The 24,002-nt window shown below is 28.8% G+C and carries 25 protein-coding genes; 3 read left to right on the top strand and 22 right to left on the bottom strand.

All coding sequences use genetic code 11. From position 1 onward, the window contains the following. Window positions 1–265: 265 nt before the first annotated feature. From B3630_RS05325 to B3630_RS05265, 13 genes are all read right to left on the bottom strand, one after another. The gene (locus B3630_RS05325) at window positions 266–424 is read right to left on the bottom strand and encodes a hypothetical protein (protein WP_346896169.1); all 159 of its coding nucleotides are present in this window, start codon (window positions 422–424) and stop codon (window positions 266–268) included. Window positions 425–532: 108 nt separating this feature from the next. Continuing rightward, window positions 533–778, bottom strand: a complete 246-nt coding sequence (locus B3630_RS05320; protein WP_346896167.1) for a hypothetical protein — start codon at window positions 776–778, stop codon at window positions 533–535. 195 nt (window positions 779–973) lie between these two features. Continuing rightward, window positions 974–1,426 carry a peptide deformylase gene (gene def, locus B3630_RS05315; RefSeq protein WP_346896165.1) on the bottom strand — a complete coding sequence of 151 codons (453 nt, stop codon included), beginning with the start codon at window positions 1,424–1,426 and terminating at the stop codon, window positions 974–976. A gap of 5 nt (window positions 1,427–1,431) precedes the next feature. Continuing rightward, entirely contained in the window at window positions 1,432–2,208 is a 777-nt protein-coding gene (locus B3630_RS05310) for an N-acetyltransferase (RefSeq protein ID WP_346896163.1), read from the bottom strand. Window positions 2,209–2,249: 41 nt separating this feature from the next. Next, entirely contained in the window at window positions 2,250–3,170 is a 921-nt protein-coding gene (locus B3630_RS05305; protein WP_346896161.1) for an alpha/beta hydrolase, read from the bottom strand. 10 nt (window positions 3,171–3,180) lie between these two features. Then, the gene (locus B3630_RS05300; RefSeq protein ID WP_346870906.1) at window positions 3,181–3,852 is read right to left on the bottom strand and encodes a DUF6320 domain-containing protein; all 672 of its coding nucleotides are present in this window, start codon (window positions 3,850–3,852) and stop codon (window positions 3,181–3,183) included. After that, a complete protein-coding gene (locus tag B3630_RS05295) occupies window positions 3,839–5,125 on the bottom strand; it encodes a hypothetical protein (RefSeq protein ID WP_346896159.1) in 1,287 nt (428 codons plus the stop codon). The genes B3630_RS05300 and B3630_RS05295 overlap by 14 nt, the downstream gene beginning before the upstream one ends. 239 nt (window positions 5,126–5,364) lie before the next feature. Continuing rightward, window positions 5,365–5,847, bottom strand: coding sequence for a DUF6241 domain-containing protein (locus B3630_RS05290; RefSeq protein ID WP_346896157.1), 483 nt, complete (start codon window positions 5,845–5,847; stop codon window positions 5,365–5,367). 126 nt (window positions 5,848–5,973) lie between these two features. Then, window positions 5,974–6,630 carry an SIMPL domain-containing protein gene (locus B3630_RS05285; protein WP_346896155.1) on the bottom strand — a complete coding sequence of 219 codons (657 nt, stop codon included), beginning with the start codon at window positions 6,628–6,630 and terminating at the stop codon, window positions 5,974–5,976. Between the two features lie 139 nt (window positions 6,631–6,769). Then, window positions 6,770–8,434 carry a ribonuclease J gene (locus B3630_RS05280; RefSeq protein WP_346896153.1) on the bottom strand — a complete coding sequence of 555 codons (1,665 nt, stop codon included), beginning with the start codon at window positions 8,432–8,434 and terminating at the stop codon, window positions 6,770–6,772. A 460-nt stretch (window positions 8,435–8,894) separates the two neighbouring features. Beyond that, on the bottom strand, window positions 8,895–9,698 hold the full coding sequence (locus tag B3630_RS05275; RefSeq protein WP_346896151.1) for a CAP domain-containing protein: 804 nt from the start codon (window positions 9,696–9,698) through the stop codon (window positions 8,895–8,897). A gap of 380 nt (window positions 9,699–10,078) precedes the next feature. Beyond that, complete coding sequence (locus tag B3630_RS05270) at window positions 10,079–10,744, bottom strand: CpXC domain-containing protein (protein WP_346896149.1); 666 nt, start codon at window positions 10,742–10,744, stop codon at window positions 10,079–10,081. A gap of 210 nt (window positions 10,745–10,954) precedes the next feature. After that, window positions 10,955–12,136, bottom strand: coding sequence for a M50 family metallopeptidase (locus B3630_RS05265; RefSeq protein WP_346896147.1), 1,182 nt, complete (start codon window positions 12,134–12,136; stop codon window positions 10,955–10,957). 251 nt (window positions 12,137–12,387) lie between these two features. Between B3630_RS05265 and B3630_RS05260 the strand changes: the two genes are divergently transcribed. After that, window positions 12,388–12,789: a hypothetical protein gene (locus B3630_RS05260; RefSeq protein ID WP_346896145.1), complete on the top strand. Its 402-nt coding sequence runs from the start codon at window positions 12,388–12,390 to the stop codon at window positions 12,787–12,789. Between the two features lie 113 nt (window positions 12,790–12,902). Here B3630_RS05260 and B3630_RS05255 read toward each other — a convergent pair whose 3' ends face one another. Beyond that, window positions 12,903–13,619, bottom strand: coding sequence for an EcsC family protein (locus B3630_RS05255; protein ID WP_346896143.1), 717 nt, complete (start codon window positions 13,617–13,619; stop codon window positions 12,903–12,905). A gap of 88 nt (window positions 13,620–13,707) precedes the next feature. Continuing rightward, window positions 13,708–14,085 carry a hypothetical protein gene (locus B3630_RS05250; protein WP_346896141.1) on the bottom strand — a complete coding sequence of 126 codons (378 nt, stop codon included), beginning with the start codon at window positions 14,083–14,085 and terminating at the stop codon, window positions 13,708–13,710. A 162-nt stretch (window positions 14,086–14,247) separates the two neighbouring features. On the opposite strand from B3630_RS05250, the gene B3630_RS05245 reads away from it, so the two are divergent. Beyond that, window positions 14,248–15,645, top strand: a complete 1,398-nt coding sequence (locus B3630_RS05245; RefSeq protein WP_346896139.1) for a putative DNA modification/repair radical SAM protein — start codon at window positions 14,248–14,250, stop codon at window positions 15,643–15,645. 30 nt (window positions 15,646–15,675) lie between these two features. Continuing rightward, window positions 15,676–16,416 carry a TIGR03915 family putative DNA repair protein gene (locus B3630_RS05240; protein WP_346896137.1) on the top strand — a complete coding sequence of 247 codons (741 nt, stop codon included), beginning with the start codon at window positions 15,676–15,678 and terminating at the stop codon, window positions 16,414–16,416. A gap of 66 nt (window positions 16,417–16,482) precedes the next feature. Here B3630_RS05240 and B3630_RS05235 read toward each other — a convergent pair whose 3' ends face one another. From B3630_RS05235 to B3630_RS05205, 7 genes are all read right to left on the bottom strand, one after another. Continuing rightward, the gene (locus B3630_RS05235) at window positions 16,483–16,695 is read right to left on the bottom strand and encodes a hypothetical protein (RefSeq protein WP_346869655.1); all 213 of its coding nucleotides are present in this window, start codon (window positions 16,693–16,695) and stop codon (window positions 16,483–16,485) included. 172 nt (window positions 16,696–16,867) lie between these two features. Then, on the bottom strand, window positions 16,868–17,638 hold the full coding sequence (locus B3630_RS05230) for a DUF2087 domain-containing protein (RefSeq protein WP_346896179.1): 771 nt from the start codon (window positions 17,636–17,638) through the stop codon (window positions 16,868–16,870). Between the two features lie 70 nt (window positions 17,639–17,708). Next, complete coding sequence (locus tag B3630_RS05225) at window positions 17,709–17,975, bottom strand: DUF2087 domain-containing protein (protein ID WP_346896177.1); 267 nt, start codon at window positions 17,973–17,975, stop codon at window positions 17,709–17,711. Between the two features lie 249 nt (window positions 17,976–18,224). Next, on the bottom strand, window positions 18,225–18,758 hold the full coding sequence (locus B3630_RS05220; protein WP_346896135.1) for a putative ABC transporter permease: 534 nt from the start codon (window positions 18,756–18,758) through the stop codon (window positions 18,225–18,227). A 199-nt stretch (window positions 18,759–18,957) separates the two neighbouring features. Continuing rightward, window positions 18,958–20,922: a hypothetical protein gene (locus B3630_RS05215; RefSeq protein ID WP_346896133.1), complete on the bottom strand. Its 1,965-nt coding sequence runs from the start codon at window positions 20,920–20,922 to the stop codon at window positions 18,958–18,960. A 2-nt stretch (window positions 20,923–20,924) separates the two neighbouring features. Further along, window positions 20,925–23,003 (bottom strand): efflux RND transporter permease subunit, encoded by a 2,079-nt coding sequence (locus B3630_RS05210; protein WP_346896131.1) that lies wholly within the window; start codon window positions 23,001–23,003, stop codon window positions 20,925–20,927. 451 nt (window positions 23,004–23,454) lie between these two features. After that, the gene (locus tag B3630_RS05205; RefSeq protein ID WP_346896129.1) at window positions 23,455–23,922 is read right to left on the bottom strand and encodes a hypothetical protein; all 468 of its coding nucleotides are present in this window, start codon (window positions 23,920–23,922) and stop codon (window positions 23,455–23,457) included. Between the last annotated feature and the right edge of the window lie 80 nt (window positions 23,923–24,002).

The raw sequence follows: 24,002 nt of genomic DNA, 5'->3' as shown, positions 1-24,002 counted from the left end.
CAAAATATTGACGTAAGTCCAGAATTTCTCCTATTTACCTATTTAACTATTTACCTATGAAACTATATAAATAGTTAAATAGTTGTTCTGTTCATGCGGGTTTCAGAAATTTTGCTATTTAAAAGTACCTTTGCTAAAGGTTCATTCATTTATAAAATAAACTTTTGATAAAACAACTTTAAAATTCAAATTAAAAACCTCCCCCAGGTAATTATCACTTTAAACCAACCTTTAAATCATAAATAAAAGCCTTAGTGAACTCTTATTACTCTCCATAGATCATTTTTGCTTTTGGCAAATAACAAGTCCCCTTACCAAGTACATTATCTTCTACATATTTAATATTTTCTTCTATTGTTTGTCCTCTAAGTGATCCTGTTATAAGTGATTTTACAATTAAATATGTTTTTCCACCTTCAATCATGTGTGCATCATGAAGAATTTTCCCTTCTAGAGTGATAACTTCCTCATCCTTTTGTTATTCCCTTGAAGCATTAATAATTTTCTTTATCATACTCTGAGACATATTCTGTTACTGTAACCATTGAATTATATTTTTCTCACCATTATATATAAAGCCATGAAAGTATGCACCATATATTAAAATATCCATATCAACTTTATAATCAATGCTCTTCACTAATTTTTCAACATATTTTAGAACTCTTTCAATATGTGATAAGTCATGCATTATATCTTTATTTTTATAATAAGGAATAGCAAACTTAACTAACTTTTCTTTACTTATCATTTCATTCTGTATATTTTGATCATCCACCTTTAAGCACCTCTCTTTACCATAAAACATCTATTTAAATTATATATCATAACAAAATATATTGTTATAATATTCTTTATTTTACATAAATTAATTTGCATATTTAAGGCTATTATGATTTTTATATAACATAATTAAAAGAGTACCCTATATTATTCTTTAAATAGTATAGGATACTTTTATTTTAAAAGGTAATTACCTTATATATTCTGTTACAAGATCCGTAAAAAGTATTCCATCTAAATGATCAATCTCATGACAAAAGCACTTTGCTAAGTCACCTGTACCGGTAAATGTGACTTCTTTACCATTTTCATCTAAAGCCTGCACTATAACCTTTGCTGGTCTTTTTAGTTTTCCCCAAGTATCTGGTATACTTAAGCAGCCTTCTACAACCTTTTGTTCTCCTTCTTTGTGGATTATCTCTGGATTAACTAATTTTATCAATCCTTGTCCCATGTCCATTACAACTAATCTTTTTAATATTCCTACCTGTGGAGCAGCTAAGCCACCACCATTTTCTGTATTGTACATAGTATCTGCCATATCATTTAAGATTAATCTAATCCTATCATCTACCTTTTCAACGACCTTGCTTTTTTTTCTTAATATCTCATCATTTGAAAGTCTAATTTTTCTTAATGCCATTTATTCTATACCTCTACTTTACTGTAATCTTGATTTTCTTCTAATATTTTAATAAATTTTTTCTCATTTAAGATATCATTTGTAATAAATTCGCCATTATAAAATAAACTATAGGTAGTAAATGGTGTTGATGAATTTCGAGCTTCTTCTATATTTTCATATTTGTTAACCTGCATATTAATATTCATACTTTTAGCAATTTCCTCAACAAGAGGTACATACTTAGCTGTAAAAGGACATTGATTACTATAATAAAGTACAAATCCCATTTCATCTATTTTACCTTCCTTTGCACATGACTTAAAGGAAGGTTTACTTTCTCCATCTTTAAAAGGTAAATATAACAGTTCATAATAAGGCTCTGCTCTATCTGCAATTAAGAACCCCTTATGAATCAGATATTTTTTATCTGCTAAATAAGGTCTTTTTTTTTCTGAAGATAGAATTACTAATCCCTTTTTTCCTTTGTTTTTACTATCTATAATACATTCATTTAATAATTTATTCGAAATCCCTTGACCCTTATATTGACCAGATACCCAAAGACAATTAATGAACATGTACTCTTCTGCAATAATAGGACACCAAGCTTTCTCTGCAGGTATATACTCAATAAAAACCTTACCTCTTACATCACCTTTTTTAAATACCAATCCATCAGCGAATCTAGCCTTCATCCATATTTTCTTCGATGACACTTGGCATTCACCTTTCTTATCAGCAATAGCACAGCAAATATGTTCCTTTTCAATATTTTCATTGTTTACAGTAATAATATTCAATGATTTATTCCCCTTCCCCAAAATAGTTAAATCTATTATCACTATTTAGTTTTCCAAATTTTATTTATAAAAGTTCCAACTTCCTTCCATGCCGCTTTACTTTCAGGAATTAAGTCTCCTGCCATTTGAAACACATGAAACATACCTTCATAAACAGACAATTTAACTTTAACCTTTTGATTTCTTGCCCTTTCTGCCACAGTGAGAGTATCACTTAAAAGAACTTCATGGGTTCCCACTTGCATAAGCATTGGTGGAAATCCTGTAAAATCTCCATATACCGGTGATATATATGGGTTATGAGGATTATTATCTCCTACATATGCTGAATTATATAACATGTTGTTTGTAGTCTTACCAAAAAGAGGATCAATCTCATAATTTTCTATATAACTTGTACCACTATGAGTTAAATCATTCCAAGGTGACATAACTACAATTCCTGCCGGAAGAGAAATTTCATTATCCCTTAGGTAAAGACACAGTGCTAATGCTAATCCTCCTCCAGCAGAATCTCCTACTACCATGATTTTCTTTGATTCATAATTTTTTTCTTCTATAAGCCACTGATAAGCAGCTATTGCATCTTCTAATGCTGCCGGAAATGGATTCTTTGGAGCTACTCTATAATCAATAGTTAAAACCTCTGTACTTTTACCTAGTTCTGAATAATTTACTGCAAATCTTCTATACACATTTTTCATGGGACCAATGTAGCCTCCACCATGAAGCTGCAGAATTACTTTTCCGTTAGATTTTTCTTCTGGCTTTAAATATTCCATAACAAAATTATCTAACTCTATTTTTTCATATAAATATCCATTAGGACACTTCCAAGGAGGTTCTACAGGATGCTTTCTAAATTTTCCTGTTTGAATTGGTTCCCCCAAGGAAGTATCTGTAATATTATTGATTAATTCTCTAACTAAATTTCCACGAATACTAATCTTTTTCTCTTTCATCTTCTCTCTCCTAGGTATTAAATCTGCGAATTAATTCATTTTTTACGCTTCTATCCCCAAAAACTATGGTACCAATTAAAATAAGAATTGAAATTCCACTAGTTAAAATAGCTAAAAATGGTCTATCTATTAATTTTACCCAAAATAGTATCAAAGGAATAAAGCTAAAAATAGTAATAGCAATTTGATACATAAAATAACTTTGCCAGTTCATAGGATTAACTATCATAAGAAGCACAATTGCTAAGTTAGCAAATAGTATCATTGCAGGAACTGCATAGTTCACAGACCATCCAATGTATCCTGTAACATTATCAATAACTACAACTAGTATTCCAGCTCCTATGGTTTGAACTAATATTTTAGAAGCCAAATTAGCATTATTCATAATGGAATAGGTAACTGTAACTCCAAAATATATAATTCCAACCACTGCAATTAAAGACCATATTACTCCTGAGTAGGTAATATAGTTAATAAAACCTAAAACTACAGAAACTACAGTTAATATAAACAAAAAAATTCTTTTTATTTTATTATATTTACCTATATCAAACTCAACATTAGGATACATACTTGTGGATTCTTCATTCATTTCATCATACTCTAGTACTCTCCTGCATAGAGGGCAAGTATGTGTTTCATCCAATATGTTTACTTGACATCTTCTACACCTTTTCATTTAATACACCATTACTTTCTATTGTTACATCAATTTCTTCTTTAGTTAAAGCTCTAAAGAAAGCTCTTTGCAAATATGTATCTCCTAACACTGAGGAAAAAGTTACTACCACTTTATCTTTATAAGAGCATATTCCACACTTCATTTTTTGTTTTTTAGACACACCTATAATAAAATGAAAATTCTCTATGTAATCCTCAAATTCTGGGAGAACCTTTATATATCCTAAGTTAGATAAAGTCATGGTATTTCCTCTGCTTATTTTTCCATAAACTAACTGTAATGCAATATATTTAAAGGCTAGTGGAGCAAATCTAACTAAAGGTTTTTTCTCGTTGGATACATTATAAGAAATAGTTTCTTCTAGCTTCTCTTTAGTTATATTTTCATCCATCTGTTTATTTACCATAAAAAGAATATCCTCAAAACTATGCTCTTTTCCATCAGATAAAAATTCTATGGCTGTTACAGCAAAGAAGTTCATAGTAGTTGTAGAATCAAAGAAAGATCTAAGATTAATAGGTAAATTAATTGATATAGGATCTTCATGTTTTTGCTTATTTAAGTATTCCTCATAAATACACCATATCAATAACGCCAATAAGTATCTAGTTATACTTACGCCTTTTTCTTTACATTTTGATTTAAGCCCTGCTAGGTCAACATAACCATGAATAACACTTACTGTATCTAGATATAATAATTCTCCCTTTAACTGATAAGCCTTTTTAGTACTATAAGATTTCTTAGCTAACCTCTTATAATTTTTTAAATAACTATCCTCAGTATCAAGTATACATTCACTACTGGGTCTCTTTGTAACTTTTTTAGGGGAATCCTTAATTTTAAGTAGTTCTATATAGTGATAAGTAAGTTCCTTTAAAAAGTTAATAGCACCCATTCCATCTGTAATAGCATGAAAAACCTCTAAGTTAATTCTTTTTTCATAGTAAGATACACGAAATAAAAATTGCTGATTACTACGTGGGTCTATATACTTACATGGGTAAGTAGCTTCTTTTTCTACTATGGGTATTTTTTTATTAGTTTCAAAGTAATACCAAAAAAAACCGCTTCTAAGCCTTACGTTAAATCCATCAAACCATGGAAGTACCTCTTCTAATGCTTGCTGTAAAATTTCTGGTACTACATTTCCCTTCAAAGTGACAGACACTCTAAATACATTACTTAAGTTTTCATTAGCAATGACAGGAAATATTTTTGCTGTATTATCTAATCGTCTCCACTTTGTTTGATGACTTTTTTTATTCATTTATCTTCACTCTTTCTTAACTATTGTTAATATAATAATTCCTAATTACTAATTATTATACCAAATTTAATCTATACTTTCATTAGCTTGCATCTAGTTAGTCACTTTTATAAATATTTTTATATAAAATTAACATAAAAATTAATCTAAATATATAATTAAAATTCTAATCTGCCTTTGTATTCTAGCCATATTAGTGAAAAAATATTAAAAGGTATAGAATAAAAATTCTATACCTTTTAATCAGCTTTTATACCTACAGCTCGTCCTATAGTTCCACCTAACTTTTCCCATACATAATTATGATCCTTATCCGCCTGAGAGAAATCTCCTTTTTCCCATCTATTTAAAATATCTAACAGTTTTTCTCTATCCTCATAATCTATCTTTTCTACAATTCTTTTTAAATTTTGAATTTCTTCTTCTTCCATGGGCAATTCTCCCCAAATTTTATTATTCTCTGCAATTATCTTAGTATTAGCCATTCTATGCATTATATCATAAACATCTGCTTCTGGGTAATAATCTGCTGGCTTCAATTCCTTAGAATCTTCTTTTGATATCTCTTCATTAATTGATTTTATTTCCTGTTGATTTTCTTTAGCTGTTAACTTTCCTGACTTTCTATCCATTAGATAATTTACCCCAAATACAGCAGCTATTATTACAAGAATTACTATAATAAAAATGACAACAGACTTTTTCCTAAAAAAACCCTTCATACACTACTTACCCCCCTTTTATCTTATATGTAAATAATTGTATCAATAACTCCATATACTTTTCAATGATTTTATAAAAAAAAGCCTTATTTCTAAGGCCTAACTACTCTTATAATACCAAATAAATTAACTTTCTATCCTCCAAACTACAGTCACTGTATCTTCTACATCTATATCATCAGGCTGTAAATCAATGTTTGGAGCTCCTCCTGTAGAAATTAGATTCTTATTTATGCTATAAATATCCCTATATAATTGAATATCACTCCCACTATAATCTATACTTAGCACCTTTCCTAATCTTACCCCTGCAGCCTCTGCCATTACTTTAGCCTTTGATCTTGCATCCTCTACAGCTCTTTCCAAAAGTAAATCCTTAACATCTGTATCATCTTTAACCTTATACCTTATAGAAAACTCGGGTGTTGCTTTGCAACCTGCAAGAGCATTAAGGACTCTAGTTAACATCATAGCATTTTGCTCAAATTCAATTCTTAAGTTATTGGTAACTTCATATCCTACAAAAACTCTTCTATAATTCCCATTGGCATCAGTAATATTTTCATACTTAGTGTCCACTCTAAAATTAGTAGTCTTTATATCTTTTTTATCAAAGCCTACACTCCTTAAGCATAATATCAATTCACCCAAGTCTCTACTAGCAGCATTCATAGCTTCTTCATAGGTAGGTTTTAACGTAGTTAATATCATATTAATTTCTATTGTATCTGGTGGTATTGATGCTTTACCCTTTCCTTTCACACTTATAACTCTTTCTTCCATAATATACCTCCTAATTTAATAAATTTGTATAGTATAAACTTATTAAATTAGGATTTAAATATTACTAATAGCTATTATAAAATAAATAACATGCCACAGAGAACTATTATCTGTAGCATGTTATTTAAACATTAGTATACTATACTTCCATAATTATTGGGAATATAGTTGGTCGTCTTTTAGTTTCATCATATAAAAATCTCTCTATGGATCTTTTTACATTGGTCTTCAATACATACCATTCTATCTGATTATTTGCTAAAGAATTTTCAATTTCTTCTCTTGCTATATCTCTAATTTTATTGATCATATCTTCTGCTTCCTTGGCATAAACAAAACCTCTAGTTATAATATCTGGTCCTGCTAATATACTATAATTTTCCTTCTCTATAGTTACAACTACAACAACCATACCATCTTGACCTAAATACCTTCTGTCTCTTAGTACTATGTTACCTACATCGCCTACTCCTATACCATCTACAAGTACCCTTCCAGTATGAACCCTACCAGATATTCTTGCTTGATCCTCAGAAAGCTGAAGTATATCTCCAGTATTCATTATAAATATATTCTCTTCTTCCATACCTAAACTTTTAGCCAGATCTTTGTGATGTTTTAAATGCCTATATTCTCCATGAACAGGCATAAAATACTTTGAATGAACTAATGAATGTATTAATTTTAACTCTTCTTGACAAGCATGCCCAGATACATGGATATCTTCTAAAGCTTCATAGATAACATCTGCGCCTTTTTTATAAAGTTCATTGATAACTTTAGATATCAGCTTATCATTCCCAGGTATAGGAGATGCTGAGATAATAAATAGATCATCACGCTCTAATTGAATCTTTCTATGATTTGAAAAAGCTATTCTAGCAACACCTGCCATAGGCTCTCCTTGGCTACCTGTAGTTATTATAGTTACTTCTTCATTTCTGTAATTTCTTATGTCATCTACATTTATCATAGTTCCTTCTGGAATATGTAAATAACCTAACTCCATAGCTACAGTAGATATATTTTCCATACTTCTACCGCTAAAAGCAATTTTTCTTTTGTACTTAACTGAAGCATCAGCTATTTGTTGCATTCTATGTATATTTGATGCAAAGGTTGCAACTATCACTCTTCCTGTAGCTGTAGAAAAAATTCTATTTAAGGTCTGCCCTATAGACTTTTCTGATAAACTATGACCTTGTCTTTCTACATTAGTACTATCTGCCATTAAAAGCAATACCCCTTCTTTTCCTAATTCAGATATTCTTTTTAAATCCATAACCAAACCATCTATAGGTGTATAATCAATTTTAAAATCTCCAGTATGAACTATATTTCCAATAGGAGTGTGGATAGCTAAGGAACAAGAATCAGCTATACTATGGGTATTTCTTATGAATTCAACTTTAATATCTTCAAATTCTATAGTTTCTCCGGCCTCCACAGTTTTAAGGGTATATTCATTTTCTAAAAAATGTTCTTTTAGTTTATTCCCTAATATACCTAAGGTTAATTTAGTTCCGTAAACCGGTATATTTAGTTGTTTTAAAATATAAGGTAATGAGCCAATGTGATCTTCATGTCCATGAGTAAGAACAAAAGCCTTTACCCTTTCTTTATTATCCATTAAATAAGTTATATCTGGTATGATTAAGTCAACTCCATACATTTCTTCATCCGGAAAAGCTATACCACAATCTATAACTACAATGTCTTTATCATATTCAATAGCAGTAATATTTTTACCTATTTCACCTAGTCCACCCAGAGGTATTACTTTAACAAATTTTTTCTCTTGCATAAAATCCCTTCCTTTAACATTAATTAATATACATTTATTATGTGTTATAGTATGAATTTAAATACTTTCATTAATTTAAATATTTTTTATAGTAAATAAAGAGACTATCCCAACTTTGAGATAGTCCTTATACTTTCTTATAGCTCTAAAATACTATATTTATTTTTTCTTCTTTAACTCGTTCTTATTCTTAACTTTCTTGTCACCCTTCTTATCTTTGCCAGTATTCTTAGCTGCCTTTTTATCTTCCTTGCCCCTACCTCTAGACATATCTTCCTCCTAAATTAATAATTTATATAGTAAAATATATTAATCTATATAAAGAAATATACTGAATTTACTACTATATAAAATTAAAGCTAATAGAAATATCCCTCATTGCAGCTTTATTATCTACAATAAGGGATATTTATTAATTTTATGGGAAAATGTATAATTAATTTTTAAAATTTATCTGTTATTATTTATAGAACTCTTGAGTTGCATAAACTCTATTACCAGCTTTATATACCCCTACCCCTATACTTTCAAAATTAGTTGATAGTATATTTTTTTTATGGCCTTCTGAATTCATCCAGTTAGTCATAAATTGATTAGCTAATGCAGTTGGGTCAGATACTCCTCCAATATATGCTATATTTTCTCCCCAAGCTCTATATGAAACTCCATCAGCCTTCATTTTGGTTGTTATAAGATTTCCACTTAAGTCTTGATGACTAAAATAGTTTTTATCTCCCATATCTTGAGATTTAATTCTAGCATATTTTTCCATAGTTTTGTTATAAGTTAAAGGTGCTACTCCCGCTTTAGCTCTCTCTTCGTTTACTTTATTGAATATAGCTTGTTCAACTTGAGCCATATACTTCTCATTAACAACCGGTGCCTCTGGTACTACTGGTGTTTCAGGCACAACTGGTGCTTCAGTGACAGGAGTTTTAGTTGACGTGTCCTGTCCTGTTGATGGTTGTGTTGTTGGTTGTTCCACTACAGGCTCCTTTACTTGGTCTTTAGAAGGTATACTTGGTACACTTGTGAAATTATTTTGATTTATTATCATCTTTTTCATAGCTTCAAAGTCAGTTATAAAGTTCCCACTCATAAATTTAGTATAATCTACATTGCCATATTGATAGTTACTTATTGTTCTATAACTCACAGTTTTCACTTGATTTCTAGTTCTTACAGCTGCTTCAGCTTGTACTCCACCTACGAATGTACTTCCTACTAATAATAATGTTAATATCGATAATGTTCTCGATTTCATTTCCATTCCTCCTATATTTGGACATAATAACTTGTCCATTTTTCTAGTAGTTAATGTACTTTTACGTCTAACCACCTTGTCCTATCTTTATAACATATAAATTTTAAATTTATAATGGTTGATAATTTCTAATGAATGATACATTATCCTTCAAAGGTAAACATTCTCCATAATGGATTTATTAACTAAATCAAAAATAAGAATATTACTGGATTTCAGGATTTTTGTAAAAATATCCATAGATAAAATTACTAAAAATAATCTTATGAAATTTATGAATATCTTAATGTTTTTAATTGTAATTTCACATATTTTTTAACCTTTATGAAAAATTAATAATAAAAAGGTGGTATTTATACCACCTTAATTATACTAAATCATTAATTATTATATTCATTAATCCCAATTGCCCACTGTTCATCAATAACTTGAAAACCTTTGTATACCTTTTTCTCTATATTATTTAAATATTTATCTCTTATAAAATAATATATTTTCATATCTATATTGTACAATGGTGCTTCTCCTTTTTCATCTATAAGTGTAAAAAACATACTATCTTTAATAATATCATAATCAAAATATATCTTTTTAGTACAAAAATCCAAATTAGTGTCTACCAAATTAGTAATATAATACAATTTATATATTTCCATAACTCTATCATCTAAATTACATTCTAAAATTTTAATTTTTTCTATTAAATCATAGTTACTAGTTACTATTCTAAGTTTATACTCATTACCAAATTGAGGCAAGATTTCGTCTGATAAAGTTTCTAGCTCTTTAGCTAATTCATCATTATCTCTACTATAATTTGTTATTAAATATATCATCTCTTTTTTATTCATATCATGATATAAACAATCATATTCAAAGGTTGATACATGTCCACATATAGGACATTTAAATTTAAAAAATTCATTATCTAATATTTTTTCTTTTATTCTTTCATCTATAGTTACATTAATACTATTCCATAACTTAATGTTACTTTTTATCAAACAATTTGGACAGGTTACTTCCACATTCCTCTTTAAAGCCATAAGTATCCCCCTCTTTTTATTAATAGACTAAGAAAAAGTTTTATTCTATATTGTATATTTTATCACATTATATTGTAAATGTAACTGCATTATTTTCTAAATATTAAAACTTTTATCTCCAATTTTATTCTTTTTATATGAATACAACAGAAAAAGCTACATCTTATATAGACATAGCTTTCAACTTAACTTGAGCTGATAATCATCGCATTAAATATTCTTGATTTCCTTAATCCAATTTACTAGCATTAACTCCATTTCTGCATCCCCTTTAACTGGATACCTCTCAGATAACTTTATGGCCTCTTCATAATATTCTAATGCTTTTTCATTATTATTATTATAGAAAATTTCATAAGCCATCATTATTCTCTTTTTCCCTATCATAAATTTAGAAGCTTTTATATATTTTTTAATATTTTTATCATATATGCTATCAATAAACTCCTTATTACAATCACCTATGAGTTCTAAAAATATTTTTTCGCAATTTATTTCATTTCTATACAATGGGATTATCTTATTAATCCATGGTGTAAAATCTTCAATACACTGTCTTGCCCTTGTAAAATCCATATTATCCAAGTACCAATTGTACTCAATAAGTTTAAGTGAAGAATTGAGTGGATTCACTAAGTTACTTCCTTCATTTAACTTAAATTCTTCCAATTCCATATCTTTAATTCGCATTCCTTGTGATTGTAATCCATTAACCCTAAGCTGTAAATAAAACCCTCTTCTTGCATCTTCATCTTTCAACATTGATATAACATTATATCCATCATTAGAAATTCCTCCAACTTTTAAAGGGATTATATTAGTAAAGGCTGCAAATATACCTGCTGCACTAATTAATATTAGTATTGTTGAAATCGAAACAGGAATTCCTTCTATTAAAACAACTAGTAGTATACCCACTGCTGCTACTATTAAATTCATTATTCCTCCACCATAGTTATACATTATGAAGGGATACCTTCCATCCTTTGCTTCTGGAGGCATCATAAGACACTGACCTGCTGTACCTGGTATACCAAACTTTTTATATCTTATTTTATCTTTGTCTTTAATTATAGTGAAAGATCCTATCCTAAATGATACAAAAGAATATCCTGACATAAATCCAAATAAAAGATGTCCTGCTTCATGAATAATAATATGAATTATATACCCTAAGAAAAATATTAGTATAAGTCCATAGTATTTAAGTAATTCCCAAAAAAAATTATCACTTTTGATATAGGTATCCATAAAACTTTTAAAATAACTTGCAGATAAGAACCCTATACCAGCTCCAATAGCTCCACAAACTACTAAAAACATAAGCCCAGGTAAAAAGTTGCTTTTCTTTTTATTTCCCTTTTTAGTTATTTCTTTTTTTTCATTAATCATTAAAAGCCTCCGTTTTATTAACATTTAATATGAATACAAACTTGTATTCATATTAAATTATATATTATCTTATCTATATATACTATGGTTTATATAGATATCATATAGTAAATATGTTTCTTTTAAAGTATATTATGCACTTTTAGTAAATGGCTCTATTGAAAATTAATAAATATTATTTATAGGCAATTTAGGCATAATTCTTTATTATTTTTATATAAATATATTAGATGTGTATGTGGAGGTTATTTATGACTAAAAAAACTAAACTCCTACTACTCCTATGTATATTAATTATTATAGTGCTACTCAACAAATGTTCAACCACTGATGGCAACTACAAAACTAGTAAAGCTAAAGAACACTCTTCAAAGAGCTCTATAGAAATGACTTATAAAAGCTTTAAGGGTTATAAATACAAAATTCTTAAGTTAGACATGGATGACCAGTTAACTCTTAATATAAAGGTTGAAAATGAAGATGGAAACTTGGCTATATTGCTAATTGATGAGGATGACCACACATTATATAAAATTGAAAACATAGATAATTCTTTAATTCAAACTATAGTCATACCTCATGATGGGAAATACAAAATACAGGTTGAAGGAGATCATAGCGGGAGTTTTAAAATAAGTTGGGATGTAGATTAGACTTCACATTCCGACTTTTTTTATTTTATTTAAACTATTCTACAACAATATAATATTTAAGAGGTATTCTCTTAAGATGTTTTATTGAAATTAGAATTATAAACTTTACTGTTCTAATGAAAATACCTTAATCTATATCCATTCATAGCAGTATCACCTAGCTTTTCCACTAACTTATAATTAGCTACAGCTCCTACTGCTCCTCCTATAACTGGTACAAGCTGAAAAAACTTAGCTAAATCTATATAATCCCTATACTCCTGTTGAAAGATCCTCCAATCAAAATTCTCCTTATCCAAAGGCAACTTATCCGAATATGATCTCCAATTATTTAATATGTGAAATACTTCTATTCTTCTTTTATCACTACAGAAAGCAATTTGAAATATGTAAAGAAGGTGTAATCTTTCTCTATAATCTTTTGTGTCATAACCGTATATACTAGCAATCTCATATAGTAGCTTAATTTTTATACTTAACAAAATAGGAAAGTCAGTTAACCCTATAAAAAACCCACCAAATCCTGTGCTAGCTCCACTTACTGTTGCTATCTTTCTATATAATTGAATCTTTTCCTTTACTAACATCTCTCTCTCTATTATAGGCATATATGTTATAGGTTCCAATGTAGTATATTCAGACCCTAAAATAACTACTTTAACCATATTCTTTATAACTTCTGTGACCATAACATGAAATTTTTCCGGGATAAATCCGTTCATTTTATCTTGTATATTTTTAGAAAGCTTATTCCCAATAGTGGGTTTCCTCATCATTTCTCTTTTCCACTCCATTAGCTCTCCATATATTATATCTTCGTACATATCCATTTCATCACCTTATTTCTTAAATATATACTTTATTTTATCACAATTCATATATTTTTAACCAATTGTAAAAGAGCAGATTACTCTGCTCTTATTTATGATTTTTTTGGTTAGCACAACAATCTACTATGCTATCTACTAAGTTCTGTGACATACATAAAATTGTACACATTAACTGACGATTTGAGCACATCAGGTAATTTAGCATTTGACTATTAATACATCTATAGTATTGAGAGTTTGTATATACATTTTGACAATAAAGAAGTATTAATATCAATATTAATAGTCTATCTTCCTTTCTTTGACATCTAACTTCCTTCGCATCAACAACTCCACCTACTCCACCGTCAGTGGAATCACAATCACAATCGCACTCATAATTGCAATCATATTTACAATCATAGTTGCAATCATCATTGCAATCACATTTATCCTTACAATTATAGTTATCTTTACAATTGCTCATTTAATAACTCCATAATTCTTGCTATATTTTATGTTATGTATGATGCTTCAAATAAGTCACACTATATTACATAAAAATTAATTTTATTTTATTGACGTCGAACAAATGTTCTGTTATAATTCTTGTATAAGATATTTATTTTATTGTAGAAGGTGATTTTCAATGGAGATTAGTGAAAAGCTTAGAGTATTAAGTGGGGCAGCAAAATATGATGTATCATGCTCCTCATCAGGTTCTAATCGTCGAGGAATCAAAGGTGCTTTAGGTTCTTCTGCTCCTAGTGGTATATGTCATTCCTTTACTCCAGATGGAAGATGTATATCTCTTTTAAAAATTTTATTAACTAATTACTGCATATACGACTGTGCCTATTGCATTAATAGGCGAACTAATGATGTAGAAAGAGCTGCCTTTACCGTAGATGAAGTGATAAACTTAACTATAAACTTTTATAGAAGAAACTATATTGAAGGATTGTTTTTAAGCTCAGCAGTAATTAAAAATCCTAATTACACTATGGAACTATTAACATCAGTTGTAAAAAAGTTAAGAAATAATTTTAACTTTCGTGGATATATTCATCTCAAAGCTATTCCAGGAGCTGATGAAGATCTAATAAAAGAAGCTGGTCAATATGTGGATAGAATGAGCGTTAATATTGAGCTTCCTTCTAATAATTCCCTAAAACTTCTAGCCCCTGAAAAAAATAAACAGGATATATTTACTCCTATGAAATCCATAAAAAATAATATAATTATAAGTAATGGAGAGAGAAAGTTATCTAAAAAAGCTACTTTATTTGTACCTGGTGGTCAAAGCACTCAATTAATTGTGGGCGCAACCAAAGAAGATGATTTAGACATTTTAAATCTTACAGAAAATCTCTATAATAACTTCTTACTAAAAAGAGTCTATTATTCAGCCTACATTCCAGTAAACAATGGTAAGAATTTACCCAACTTTAAAACCCCGCCTACCCTTAGAGAGCATAGACTTTATCAAGGGGATTGGTTACTACGGGTATATGGTTTTAAAGCTGAAGAACTTCTTAATAAACAAAATCCAAATTTTGATATAAATTTTGATCCTAAAACTAATTGGGCTCTAAATAATCTTCATATTTTTCCTTTAGAAATTAATACAGCTTCCTATGAACTATTAATTCGGATACCTGGTATAGGTATTAGAGGTGCTAAAAAGATAATTAGTGCTCGAAGAATTGGTTTTCTTACTTTTCAGGATTTAAAGAAATTAGGAGTTGTTTTAAAACGAGCTCAATACTTTATAGTATGTAAAGGTAAGTATTACGGTTCTGTGGCCTTAGATGAAGAAAAAGTAAGATCTGTGCTAAAACCTAAAATTGACTTAAACTATATTGAAAATGAAAGGTATGAACAATTAAGCTTTCTTGGCTTTAACTATAATAACAGTTCTATACCGATTTTAGATAATCAATATAATAAACTTCTATTATCTTCATCCTCCCAATATGATATAAACCCCTTAGATAAAACTTTACTTCTAGAGGATAGAGGTTCCTATATAACTGGAGAACTATAAGTATAATAAAGTTATAGGTGGTGTTACAGCATGAAAGAATTTTTATACGATGGTTCCTTTGAAGGACTTTTAACTACAATTTTCTATGCCTATAGTTATAAAGAGGAAGTTAAAATTACCAAGTCTTCCTCATATATTCCTAGCTTAATCACGACAACGGAAGAAGTAACTACTGAAGATGATAAATTTAATAGAGTATATTCTAGTATAAAAGATAACCTTAGTTACTTAACACTTAAAAATGTATACTATTTATATTTAAGTGCTCTCCCTACTTCTGAGGATTTAATATTTAAATACATTAAGCTATGTTACAAATTTGGAGACAGCATTAATTTAGCTAAAAATAATGATATTATCTTAACTGTAGATAAATATTGCAGAAGAGTTTCTTTAGAAGCTCATAGATTTACTGGATTTGTTAGATTTAAAGAAATAGCTCCCTTTACCTTTTACTCAGTTATAGAGCCTGATCATAATATTCTTCCCCTTATTCAGACTCATTTTATAGAAAGATTTTCTGACCAAAATTTTATAATTCATGATATAAAGAGGGAGCTTGCTTTAATATATAATAAAAAAGACGGTATTATCTCATCTTTTTCTAAAGCTAATGGTGAATATCTAGAAGCGTCCTCTCTCAATGATAATTTTGAAAGCCTTTGGAAAGAATTCTACAATTCTATAAATATAAAGGAACGAGAAAATCTTAAATTAACACGTAGAAGCATGCCTACTAGATATTGGAATCACTTACCTGAAGTAAAATAAGGTCATATACATAGTTTCCCATTTGTATATGACCTTATTTCCATGCAATAGAAACTCTACCTTCCATTACTTTATCTTTTCTAAAAATTTGTATTCTCCTTGAGCATGTACTTGTTCAAGTAAATCATTATATAAGTCTTTTAATTCTTCAGGAGTAGTCATGCCTATTTTATCTATTTCATTGGTATGCTCCTTAAAATATAACTTTGTGCTTATATATTTACCATGAATACTATCTAATACATAAAGTATATTTTTATCATCTAATTCTATTTTCATATTGTCACCCAGTATAGATAAATTTATATAAATTTTCTATACCATTTCCTTTCTATAAATTACTAATTAAAATCTACTTTATTTAAGTTTATACTGTAATCTAATAATGTATATTCTATATAAATACTATTTATCCTTCAATTTAATTTAAAGTATTAACACTTATAGTATTTTATTCTTTCACCCAATATTTTTTACAATCATTAGATCTGCTTAAAAATCCATATTCAATTAATGCTCTTCTTAAAGTGGCATAGTCTTCATATATCCTAGCCAATATTCTATTTATTTCTTTCTCTGGATAAGTTTTCCCTATAGTAAATTTTTTTGTTATTTGCTCTAAAACTATAATCTTTTTCTTTTCCTTAGATGGATATCTTTTTAAACTACCATCTTCATTAATATAATTTTGTATAACTTGAAGCTTTTCTTCAGTAGTTATATTAAATCTATCATCTAAGGTAGTAGCAGTCTTATGAGCATCACAAATAATTCCCTCTTCTAATTTGTTTATCTTCTTATTAGTACTTTCATTTAATAATTCCACCATTACTAAATATAGCTTTGCCTGCTTTTCTTTTTCTCTTAACTTATATCGATGATTTCTTATAGTAGAAGTTGCAACTCCTAATCTACTGGCTATTTCTTTATCCGATATACCTTCTGCAAAAAGCTTTAATACTTCCCTCTGTACATCTGTGATCCCAGTAAAAACCCCATTCATATTTAGTAGATATTCAAGCATGGAATTATGGGCATTCTGAATGTGAAGCTCTGCTGCTTTCCATGATTCATAAAATTCTTCATCTATTCTATATACTTTTCCACTCTGGAATATTCTACCACAAATTAAACATTTAATAGTATCTCCTTCTTCAATATATCCTCTTTTAAGCTCTTCTATGGTTGAACTCCAGAATATTTCATTAGATTTTGCTTCTATTACTCTATTATTTTCAATATCTTTATTTTCTGTATCAACACTCTTTATATTACTTTTTTTTACATTTATTTTATTGTTCATGTGTTTCCTCACTATTTCTCCAATATTCTGATCCATCCTTTTTTCTACATAAAAATTTATAATCTATTAAACTCCTGCGTAGCAAAAAATAATCTTCAAAAGTATGCCATTTTTTAATAATATCATTAACTTCCTTCTCATTATATAAATAGTTATACTTAAACTTAGTAGCTAAATACTTCAGAATCTCAATCTTTACTTCTTTCTTCTTTGGCCATATTTTTATTCTACCTTCATCATCAATAAATCTATCCATATTTTCCAATATAATACCCCCTTGATCAAACATTATTTAATTATTCTATAATATAACTATATGATATATTTAAGATTTCGTCTATATATTTATAGATATATTATAATTTTGTTTGTATTTACACTTTCATATTATAGATTTAACAAACTATTATTAGGATTTATTGAAAAATAAACAGGCAGTTATACTAACTACCTGTTTATACAATACTTTATAAATATAGACCTTATTCTACTACTATGTCTTAATTTAATTTTGAATAATTTTTCCCTTTTCTCTAAATTCTCTAAAAGTAATAACCTCATCAATAAGTAAAATTATTAATAAAATCGTAGAACAAATTGGCCATATTGGATAAATTATTTCATATGCTTGATTTATTACTACCTGTAAATACTTTACTCCAATAAAGCTTAATAAAGTCCAAGCTATAGAGAACTCTAAACATATTATTCCCTTAAAATTATACTTAACATCAGTATAGTCCCAATAATTTTTGTTAAAATGATTCCTCATTATTATTCCCGTTACATACTCCACAATAGTTGGTATTATAAAACATAATGGTATTAAATAATAAATATTAATTTTAAAAGTAGATTCTATTACTACTAAAATGCTCATAGCTATGGCATACATAGGTTTAAATGGTCCACTTAGAAACCCATCCTTTTGAAAGTGCCCTCTAATACAATAGCAAAACAAATTCTCAATTATCCACCCTACAAATCCATAGAAAAAGAAATTAAATGTAAAATATAATAAAAAACTTACAATATCCATAAATACTCCTCCTTCGGTAATATTTTTACCTACATTTATGAATTTATTCTAAGTTTTTCTACATTATTGTTAAATTTTTTCTTAATAATCTTTCATTTAAAAAACATATTATTAGTTAGCACTGATAATATGTTTTAAATATAGATATAAGAGAGGTTATTAAGAACCTCTCTTATCTTTAATATTATTATACTTAAATCTATTTTTTAAATATATCTAATAAGCTTTTAAAGAAACCTTTTTCCTCTTTAACTTCTTCTTTTACTACGCCCTTCTCTTCATCTTCCTTATTATCTGCCTCTGCTTTAACTTCCTCTGTTCTCATAATAAATTTAACTTTTCCATTCATAGAATTATTCATACCTGAAAAAGCACCATATTCCTTAGAAAGTTTTACAAGTTCATCCTTGGCTTCAACTACACCCTGGATATCCTTTATAGCAGTATTACCTTTTTCATTAAGCTTATCTAATCCTTCTTCTTTTAATTTTACAACACCCTTATAGAGTTCTGTATTGCCTTCTTTTAATTGATTTATACCTTTTAATAATTTCCCTGAATTATCATATAGTTCATTACTTCCATTTAATAATGATGAACCTCCAGCTCTTAACTTATTAGTACCATTTACTAAAGAACCAATTCCTTGAGATAGTGATGTACTTCCATTATACAACTCTTCTGAAGCTCCATTAAGTTTTACTGAACTTTCCTTTAAAGTGTTAGTACCTTGTAATAAAAGTTCTCCTTTATTTTTAAACTCATTTGAACCATTAGATAATTCATTTAATCCTTCTTCAAGGTCCTCTGCACCAATAGAAGCACCTTTCATTCCTTGTTGTAGTTTTCCTATGCCATCCTTTTGTCCCTGAGATACAGCTTTAATTCCACCACTTGCCTTTGCAATATTATTTGCTAATTCAGGATTAACCTTTGCAACTGAATCACCCATTGCATCTAATTGAGCTGCTATAGTATCTAAATTTGCTGTAGAATTATTGAGATTTGTTAAACCTTCATTACCTGCAGCTAATCCTTCTTTTAGCTTTGTTGAACCAGCTAAACATGAATTTATCCCTTTATCTATGGAATTATACGCTGTAAATAATTTAGAAGCATTGTCTTCATAAGTTTCTATTCCTTTAGAAAATTGTCCTTGAGCATCCTTTAATTGTGAAAGTCCATTTTGTAGCTTATCAGCTCCAGATTTTAAAGTAGGAGTATTATTAGATAAGCTGTCTATTCCATTACTTAAATCATCAACTCCATTTTTTAAAGTTCCTACTCCATCATTAAATTTAGCATAGTTGGAACTTAACTGCTCTTGACCATCTACTAGCTTTTTAGAACCTTCTAACAATTCATCCCCACCATTTTGAAGTTGAACAAGGGAATCTTTCAAGCTATCTAAACTATCATCATCACTAATATTTTCTAAATCTAGTGCTTCTGTAGTTGCAACCATCATAATAGCTGGCACACTAAAGTTTGTAGTTGTTCCTTCTATTACTAAAGTATCTTTAATATCTAATATACTTCCTAAATTTAAAGACTCTTTTAATCCTGGTGCAGAAACAAAGGTAATTGAGGAATTATTGCCATCTTGAATAAGCTTACCATTATCCACCTTTACGTCATTAAATTTATCATTAGATAACATAATTTCTGAAACTGTGACAAAAGGAACATACAAAGTTCTATTTTCTCCATTGATTTTAACTGTTCGTGATTCATTATTTTTTACTGTTAAAGTTATTTTAAAATTACCTGACTGTCCTAAAGCTTCCTTAGGCTCTACTTTTTTTCCATTAATCTCATAGTTTAGACTAACTGATAAAGGTAATTCTCTCTTACTTTCTCCTTCATAATAAAGATCTTTTCCATCTACCTTCCAAGTTAGTTCCTCTCCACTTATAGTTGGAGTTTCTTCACCCTTAACATTTTTTATATTATCTAAATTACACTTGTCCTTAAATTCTCCTAGATTTTCTTCACCATTTATCCAAGTCGATACTATCTTTTGTTCTGGTTTTCCATTACTATCTAAAATTACATATACTGTTTCATCCTTATTTATTTCTTGCGCCATTGCCACTGTAGAAGTCATCATAGATGCTACTGTAGCTAATACTATAACTCTCTTTGATAATGCTTTTCTTCTCATTTTTATGCAGCCTCCTCACCTTTTTTTATAAAATTTTTACTTGTTTTTATTATAACTTTGTCACTAATTAACAGAATTCCTGGTAATACAAATAAGATTACAAACATACTAATTATTGCTCCTCTAGCCATTAATGTACATAGAGAACTTACCATTTCCAGTTTAGATATAATGCCAACTCCAGCTGTAGCCCCAAAGAATGTCAAAGCGCTAGTAATAATTGATCTAGCCGAGCTTTGAACAGCTATTCTCATAGCATCCATTTTGTTTGATGAAATCTCAAGTTCTTCTTTAAATCTAGAGGTTAATAATATAGCATAATCCACTGTAGCACCTAATTGTATTGTTCCTATCACTATTGAAGCTATGAATGGAATTACACTTCCTGTATAGAAAGGAATACCTAAATTTATAAATATAGCAAGCTCAATAGCAATAACCAAAATTATCGGCAAACTTAATGACATAAATACTAGTGCTATAATTATAAATATAGCTACTATAGATGCTATACTAACATTTTTAAAGTCTATATCCGAAATTTTGATTAAGTCATTAGTCAACGGAGCTTCTCCACTTACTAATCCATCAGAATCATATTTTTTTACTATGTCATTTATTTTTACAAGTTGTTCCTTTACCTCATCTGTTGCTGCTTTATATTCTGAGTTTACTACAAAAAGCTCATAGCCTCCTGACCTTATCTTTTCTAATAAATCTTTTGGTACAAAACTCTCTGGTACCCTTGGTCCTAATATTTTCTCTAGGGCAATTACTGAGGATACGCCCTCTACCTGTTCTAGTTCATCAGCCATAGCTTTAACTTTATAGTTATCTAAGGTATCTTTAATCAAAATCATGTTTGTAGATGTCATTCCATAGTCGTTCTTCAACTTATTAGTGCCTACTATTGATGGTAAATCCTTTGGAAGAGACTCATCTAAATTGTAATATACTTTAGCATTAATCTTACCTATAAACGCAGGGATAAATACTAAAATTCCTATTATCACAAAAGCTTTATGGTGCTTTACCACAAATTCAGAAGTCTTCTCAAAGGTTGGTAGTAAAGTTTTATGTTTATATTTATGAATAACTCTATCAAATGTAAGAATTAAAGCAGGTAAAATAGTTACTGTACATATAACTCCAAGAAGTACTCCTTTAGCCATAACCAGTCCTATATCTTTACCAAGAGCTAAATCCATTGTACAAAGAGCTAAAAATCCAGCTATTGTAGTTAATGAACTTCCTGCTACAGAAGTCATTGTGTTTGCTATAGCATTTGACATAGCTATTACTTTGTCCTTTTGAACTTCTCTTTCTTCATCATATCTGTGAAGTAAGAAAATTGAGTAATCCATAGTTACTCCAAGTTGCAATATTGCTGATAGAGCCTTAGTTATATAGGATATCTCTCCAAAAATAATATTACTTCCCATATTATAAATTACTGCAATTCCTATACTCCCTAAGAATATAACTGGTATTACCACTGAATCCATAGTCAGTGCTAGAACTATTAAAGATAATACTACTGCTATTAATACATAAAATGGAGTTTCCTTATCTGATAAGTCCTTAGTATCTTTAACTATTCCAGCCATCCCACTTAGAAAACTTTGTTCTCCAGCAACCTTTCTTATATCTTCTACAGCATTTTGTGTAATAATATTAGCACTACCTTCCTCTAACATTATTACCATCATAGTTGAATCCTTAGCATAAAATACATCTTGTATGCTACTAGGAAGTATATCCTTAGGAATCGGTGAATCCAAAACATCATTAATCCACAGTACCTTTTGTACTCCTTGAATTTTTTCCACCTTTTCCTTTATTTTTACTACATCCTTATCTTCCATACCTTCTACTATAAGCATACTAAGTGATCCACAATCAAAATCTCTTTTTAGAATCTCTTCTGCTCTTACAGTTTCTAAATCATCTGGTAAATAGCTTAGTATATCATAATTAATTTTAGTCTTAATAAACCCTAATACAGATGGAATAAGTAATAAAAATGCTAAAACTAAAATTATAACTCTGCTCTCAGCTATCTTCTTAGATATTTTTGTCATAGTTTGTGCCCATCTCCCTTTCCTTAATATCCCTCAATTCTATACCGACCAGTCAGTTTCATCAATTGTCATTTATCTTCATTTTTTAGATTTTATGAACTTTTAAACGTTTTCATTGTATCTTATCTCAATTTTTCTTCACTTTTCATGGTACTACATCTTTTAAAAGTAATATTTTTACAACAATGAATTTCTAATCATCAATTCCTTCAATAAAAATCAACCTTTTCCTTTATTACTTAACTATACCCATTGTAAATAGCCATTCTTATTTCATGATAAATTTCAGAAAATTGAACCTTTTTTTCTTATATGTAGATATCTTCATTAAAAGGAAAAATTACATTAACAAATTATTTACTTATTAATATTTAGTAACAATAGATACTTAATATTAAAATCTATTTGCTTTGTAAAATAGCAAGAATTAATTTCTTGCTATTTACATACACTACATTGCTAAATCTATAAGAGAAGATTTAATTATTGGCATACCTTTTTCATTTTCCCCTTCTAATACCCCATAAATCCTAACTACATCTCCGTCTGATATTTTTAAACTTTTAAAATTAAGTTTTCCTAATTCCCATGTAACTACATAAGACTTGGCCTCTTCTCCTTCATCTTGTGTGATTATGAAATTAGCTTTGTCCATATTATCTCCTAAAGAATCTATTGAAGATACAACTCCTACTGCAAATACTTTTTCTCCTTTTAATTCTTCACTTTCTACTTGTGAACTTTGAACTTGTATTGCAGTATCTCTTATATCTATGTTTACATTATTATCTTCTACTTGCTCCTCAATTTGAGTTGTATTTCCTTCATCTTTGTTAGAGTTTTTAATAGACTTATTGCATCCTACCATGGAAGTAACGGCAATACCTAAACACATTATAATCAACAATACTTTTTTCATTTTTTCATCTCCTATATTCTCTCTATAAACTATATATATCAATATCAACATGAAAATAATACATTATTTACAAAGATAAA

Source organism: Clostridium sp. UBA7503 (assembly GCF_002477055.1).
Taxonomy (GTDB): Bacteria; Bacillota; Clostridia; order Clostridiales; family Clostridiaceae; genus Clostridium_J; species Clostridium_J sulfidigenes.
Note: the sequence above shows the minus strand (reverse complement) of the source record. Positions and strands in the feature narration are given on the sequence as shown.

Bases quoted from the DNA above. Each gene is read 5' to 3' on its own strand.
- B3630_RS05325 (WP_346896169.1), bottom strand. From the start codon at position 424: ATGATTGAAGGTGGAAAAACATATTTAATTGTAAAATCACTTATAACA.
- def (WP_346896165.1), bottom strand. From the start codon at position 1,426: ATGGCATTAAGAAAAATTAGACTTTCAAATGATGAGATATTAAGAAAA.
- B3630_RS05305 (WP_346896161.1), bottom strand. From the start codon at position 3,170: ATGAAAGAGAAAAAGATTAGTATTCGTGGAAATTTAGTTAGAGAATTA.
- B3630_RS05300 (WP_346870906.1), bottom strand. From the start codon at position 3,852: ATGAAAAGGTGTAGAAGATGTCAAGTAAACATATTGGATGAAACACAT.
- B3630_RS05295 (WP_346896159.1), bottom strand. From the start codon at position 5,125: ATGAATAAAAAAAGTCATCAAACAAAGTGGAGACGATTAGATAATACA.
- B3630_RS05290 (WP_346896157.1), bottom strand. From the start codon at position 5,847: ATGAAGGGTTTTTTTAGGAAAAAGTCTGTTGTCATTTTTATTATAGTA.
- B3630_RS05285 (WP_346896155.1), bottom strand. From the start codon at position 6,630: ATGGAAGAAAGAGTTATAAGTGTGAAAGGAAAGGGTAAAGCATCAATA.
- B3630_RS05280 (WP_346896153.1), bottom strand. From the start codon at position 8,434: ATGCAAGAGAAAAAATTTGTTAAAGTAATACCTCTGGGTGGACTAGGT.
- B3630_RS05275 (WP_346896151.1), bottom strand. From the start codon at position 9,698: ATGAAATCGAGAACATTATCGATATTAACATTATTATTAGTAGGAAGT.
- B3630_RS05270 (WP_346896149.1), bottom strand. From the start codon at position 10,744: ATGGCTTTAAAGAGGAATGTGGAAGTAACCTGTCCAAATTGTTTGATA.
- B3630_RS05265 (WP_346896147.1), bottom strand. From the start codon at position 12,136: ATGATTAATGAAAAAAAAGAAATAACTAAAAAGGGAAATAAAAAGAAA.
- B3630_RS05260 (WP_346896145.1), top strand. From the start codon at position 12,388: ATGACTAAAAAAACTAAACTCCTACTACTCCTATGTATATTAATTATT.
- B3630_RS05255 (WP_346896143.1), bottom strand. From the start codon at position 13,619: ATGGATATGTACGAAGATATAATATATGGAGAGCTAATGGAGTGGAAA.
- B3630_RS05250 (WP_346896141.1), bottom strand. From the start codon at position 14,085: ATGAGCAATTGTAAAGATAACTATAATTGTAAGGATAAATGTGATTGC.
- B3630_RS05245 (WP_346896139.1), top strand. From the start codon at position 14,248: ATGGAGATTAGTGAAAAGCTTAGAGTATTAAGTGGGGCAGCAAAATAT.
- B3630_RS05240 (WP_346896137.1), top strand. From the start codon at position 15,676: ATGAAAGAATTTTTATACGATGGTTCCTTTGAAGGACTTTTAACTACA.
- B3630_RS05235 (WP_346869655.1), bottom strand. From the start codon at position 16,695: ATGAAAATAGAATTAGATGATAAAAATATACTTTATGTATTAGATAGT.
- B3630_RS05225 (WP_346896177.1), bottom strand. From the start codon at position 17,975: ATGGATAGATTTATTGATGATGAAGGTAGAATAAAAATATGGCCAAAG.
- B3630_RS05220 (WP_346896135.1), bottom strand. From the start codon at position 18,758: ATGGATATTGTAAGTTTTTTATTATATTTTACATTTAATTTCTTTTTC.
- B3630_RS05215 (WP_346896133.1), bottom strand. From the start codon at position 20,922: ATGAGAAGAAAAGCATTATCAAAGAGAGTTATAGTATTAGCTACAGTA.
- B3630_RS05210 (WP_346896131.1), bottom strand. From the start codon at position 23,003: ATGACAAAAATATCTAAGAAGATAGCTGAGAGCAGAGTTATAATTTTA.
- B3630_RS05205 (WP_346896129.1), bottom strand. From the start codon at position 23,922: ATGAAAAAAGTATTGTTGATTATAATGTGTTTAGGTATTGCCGTTACT.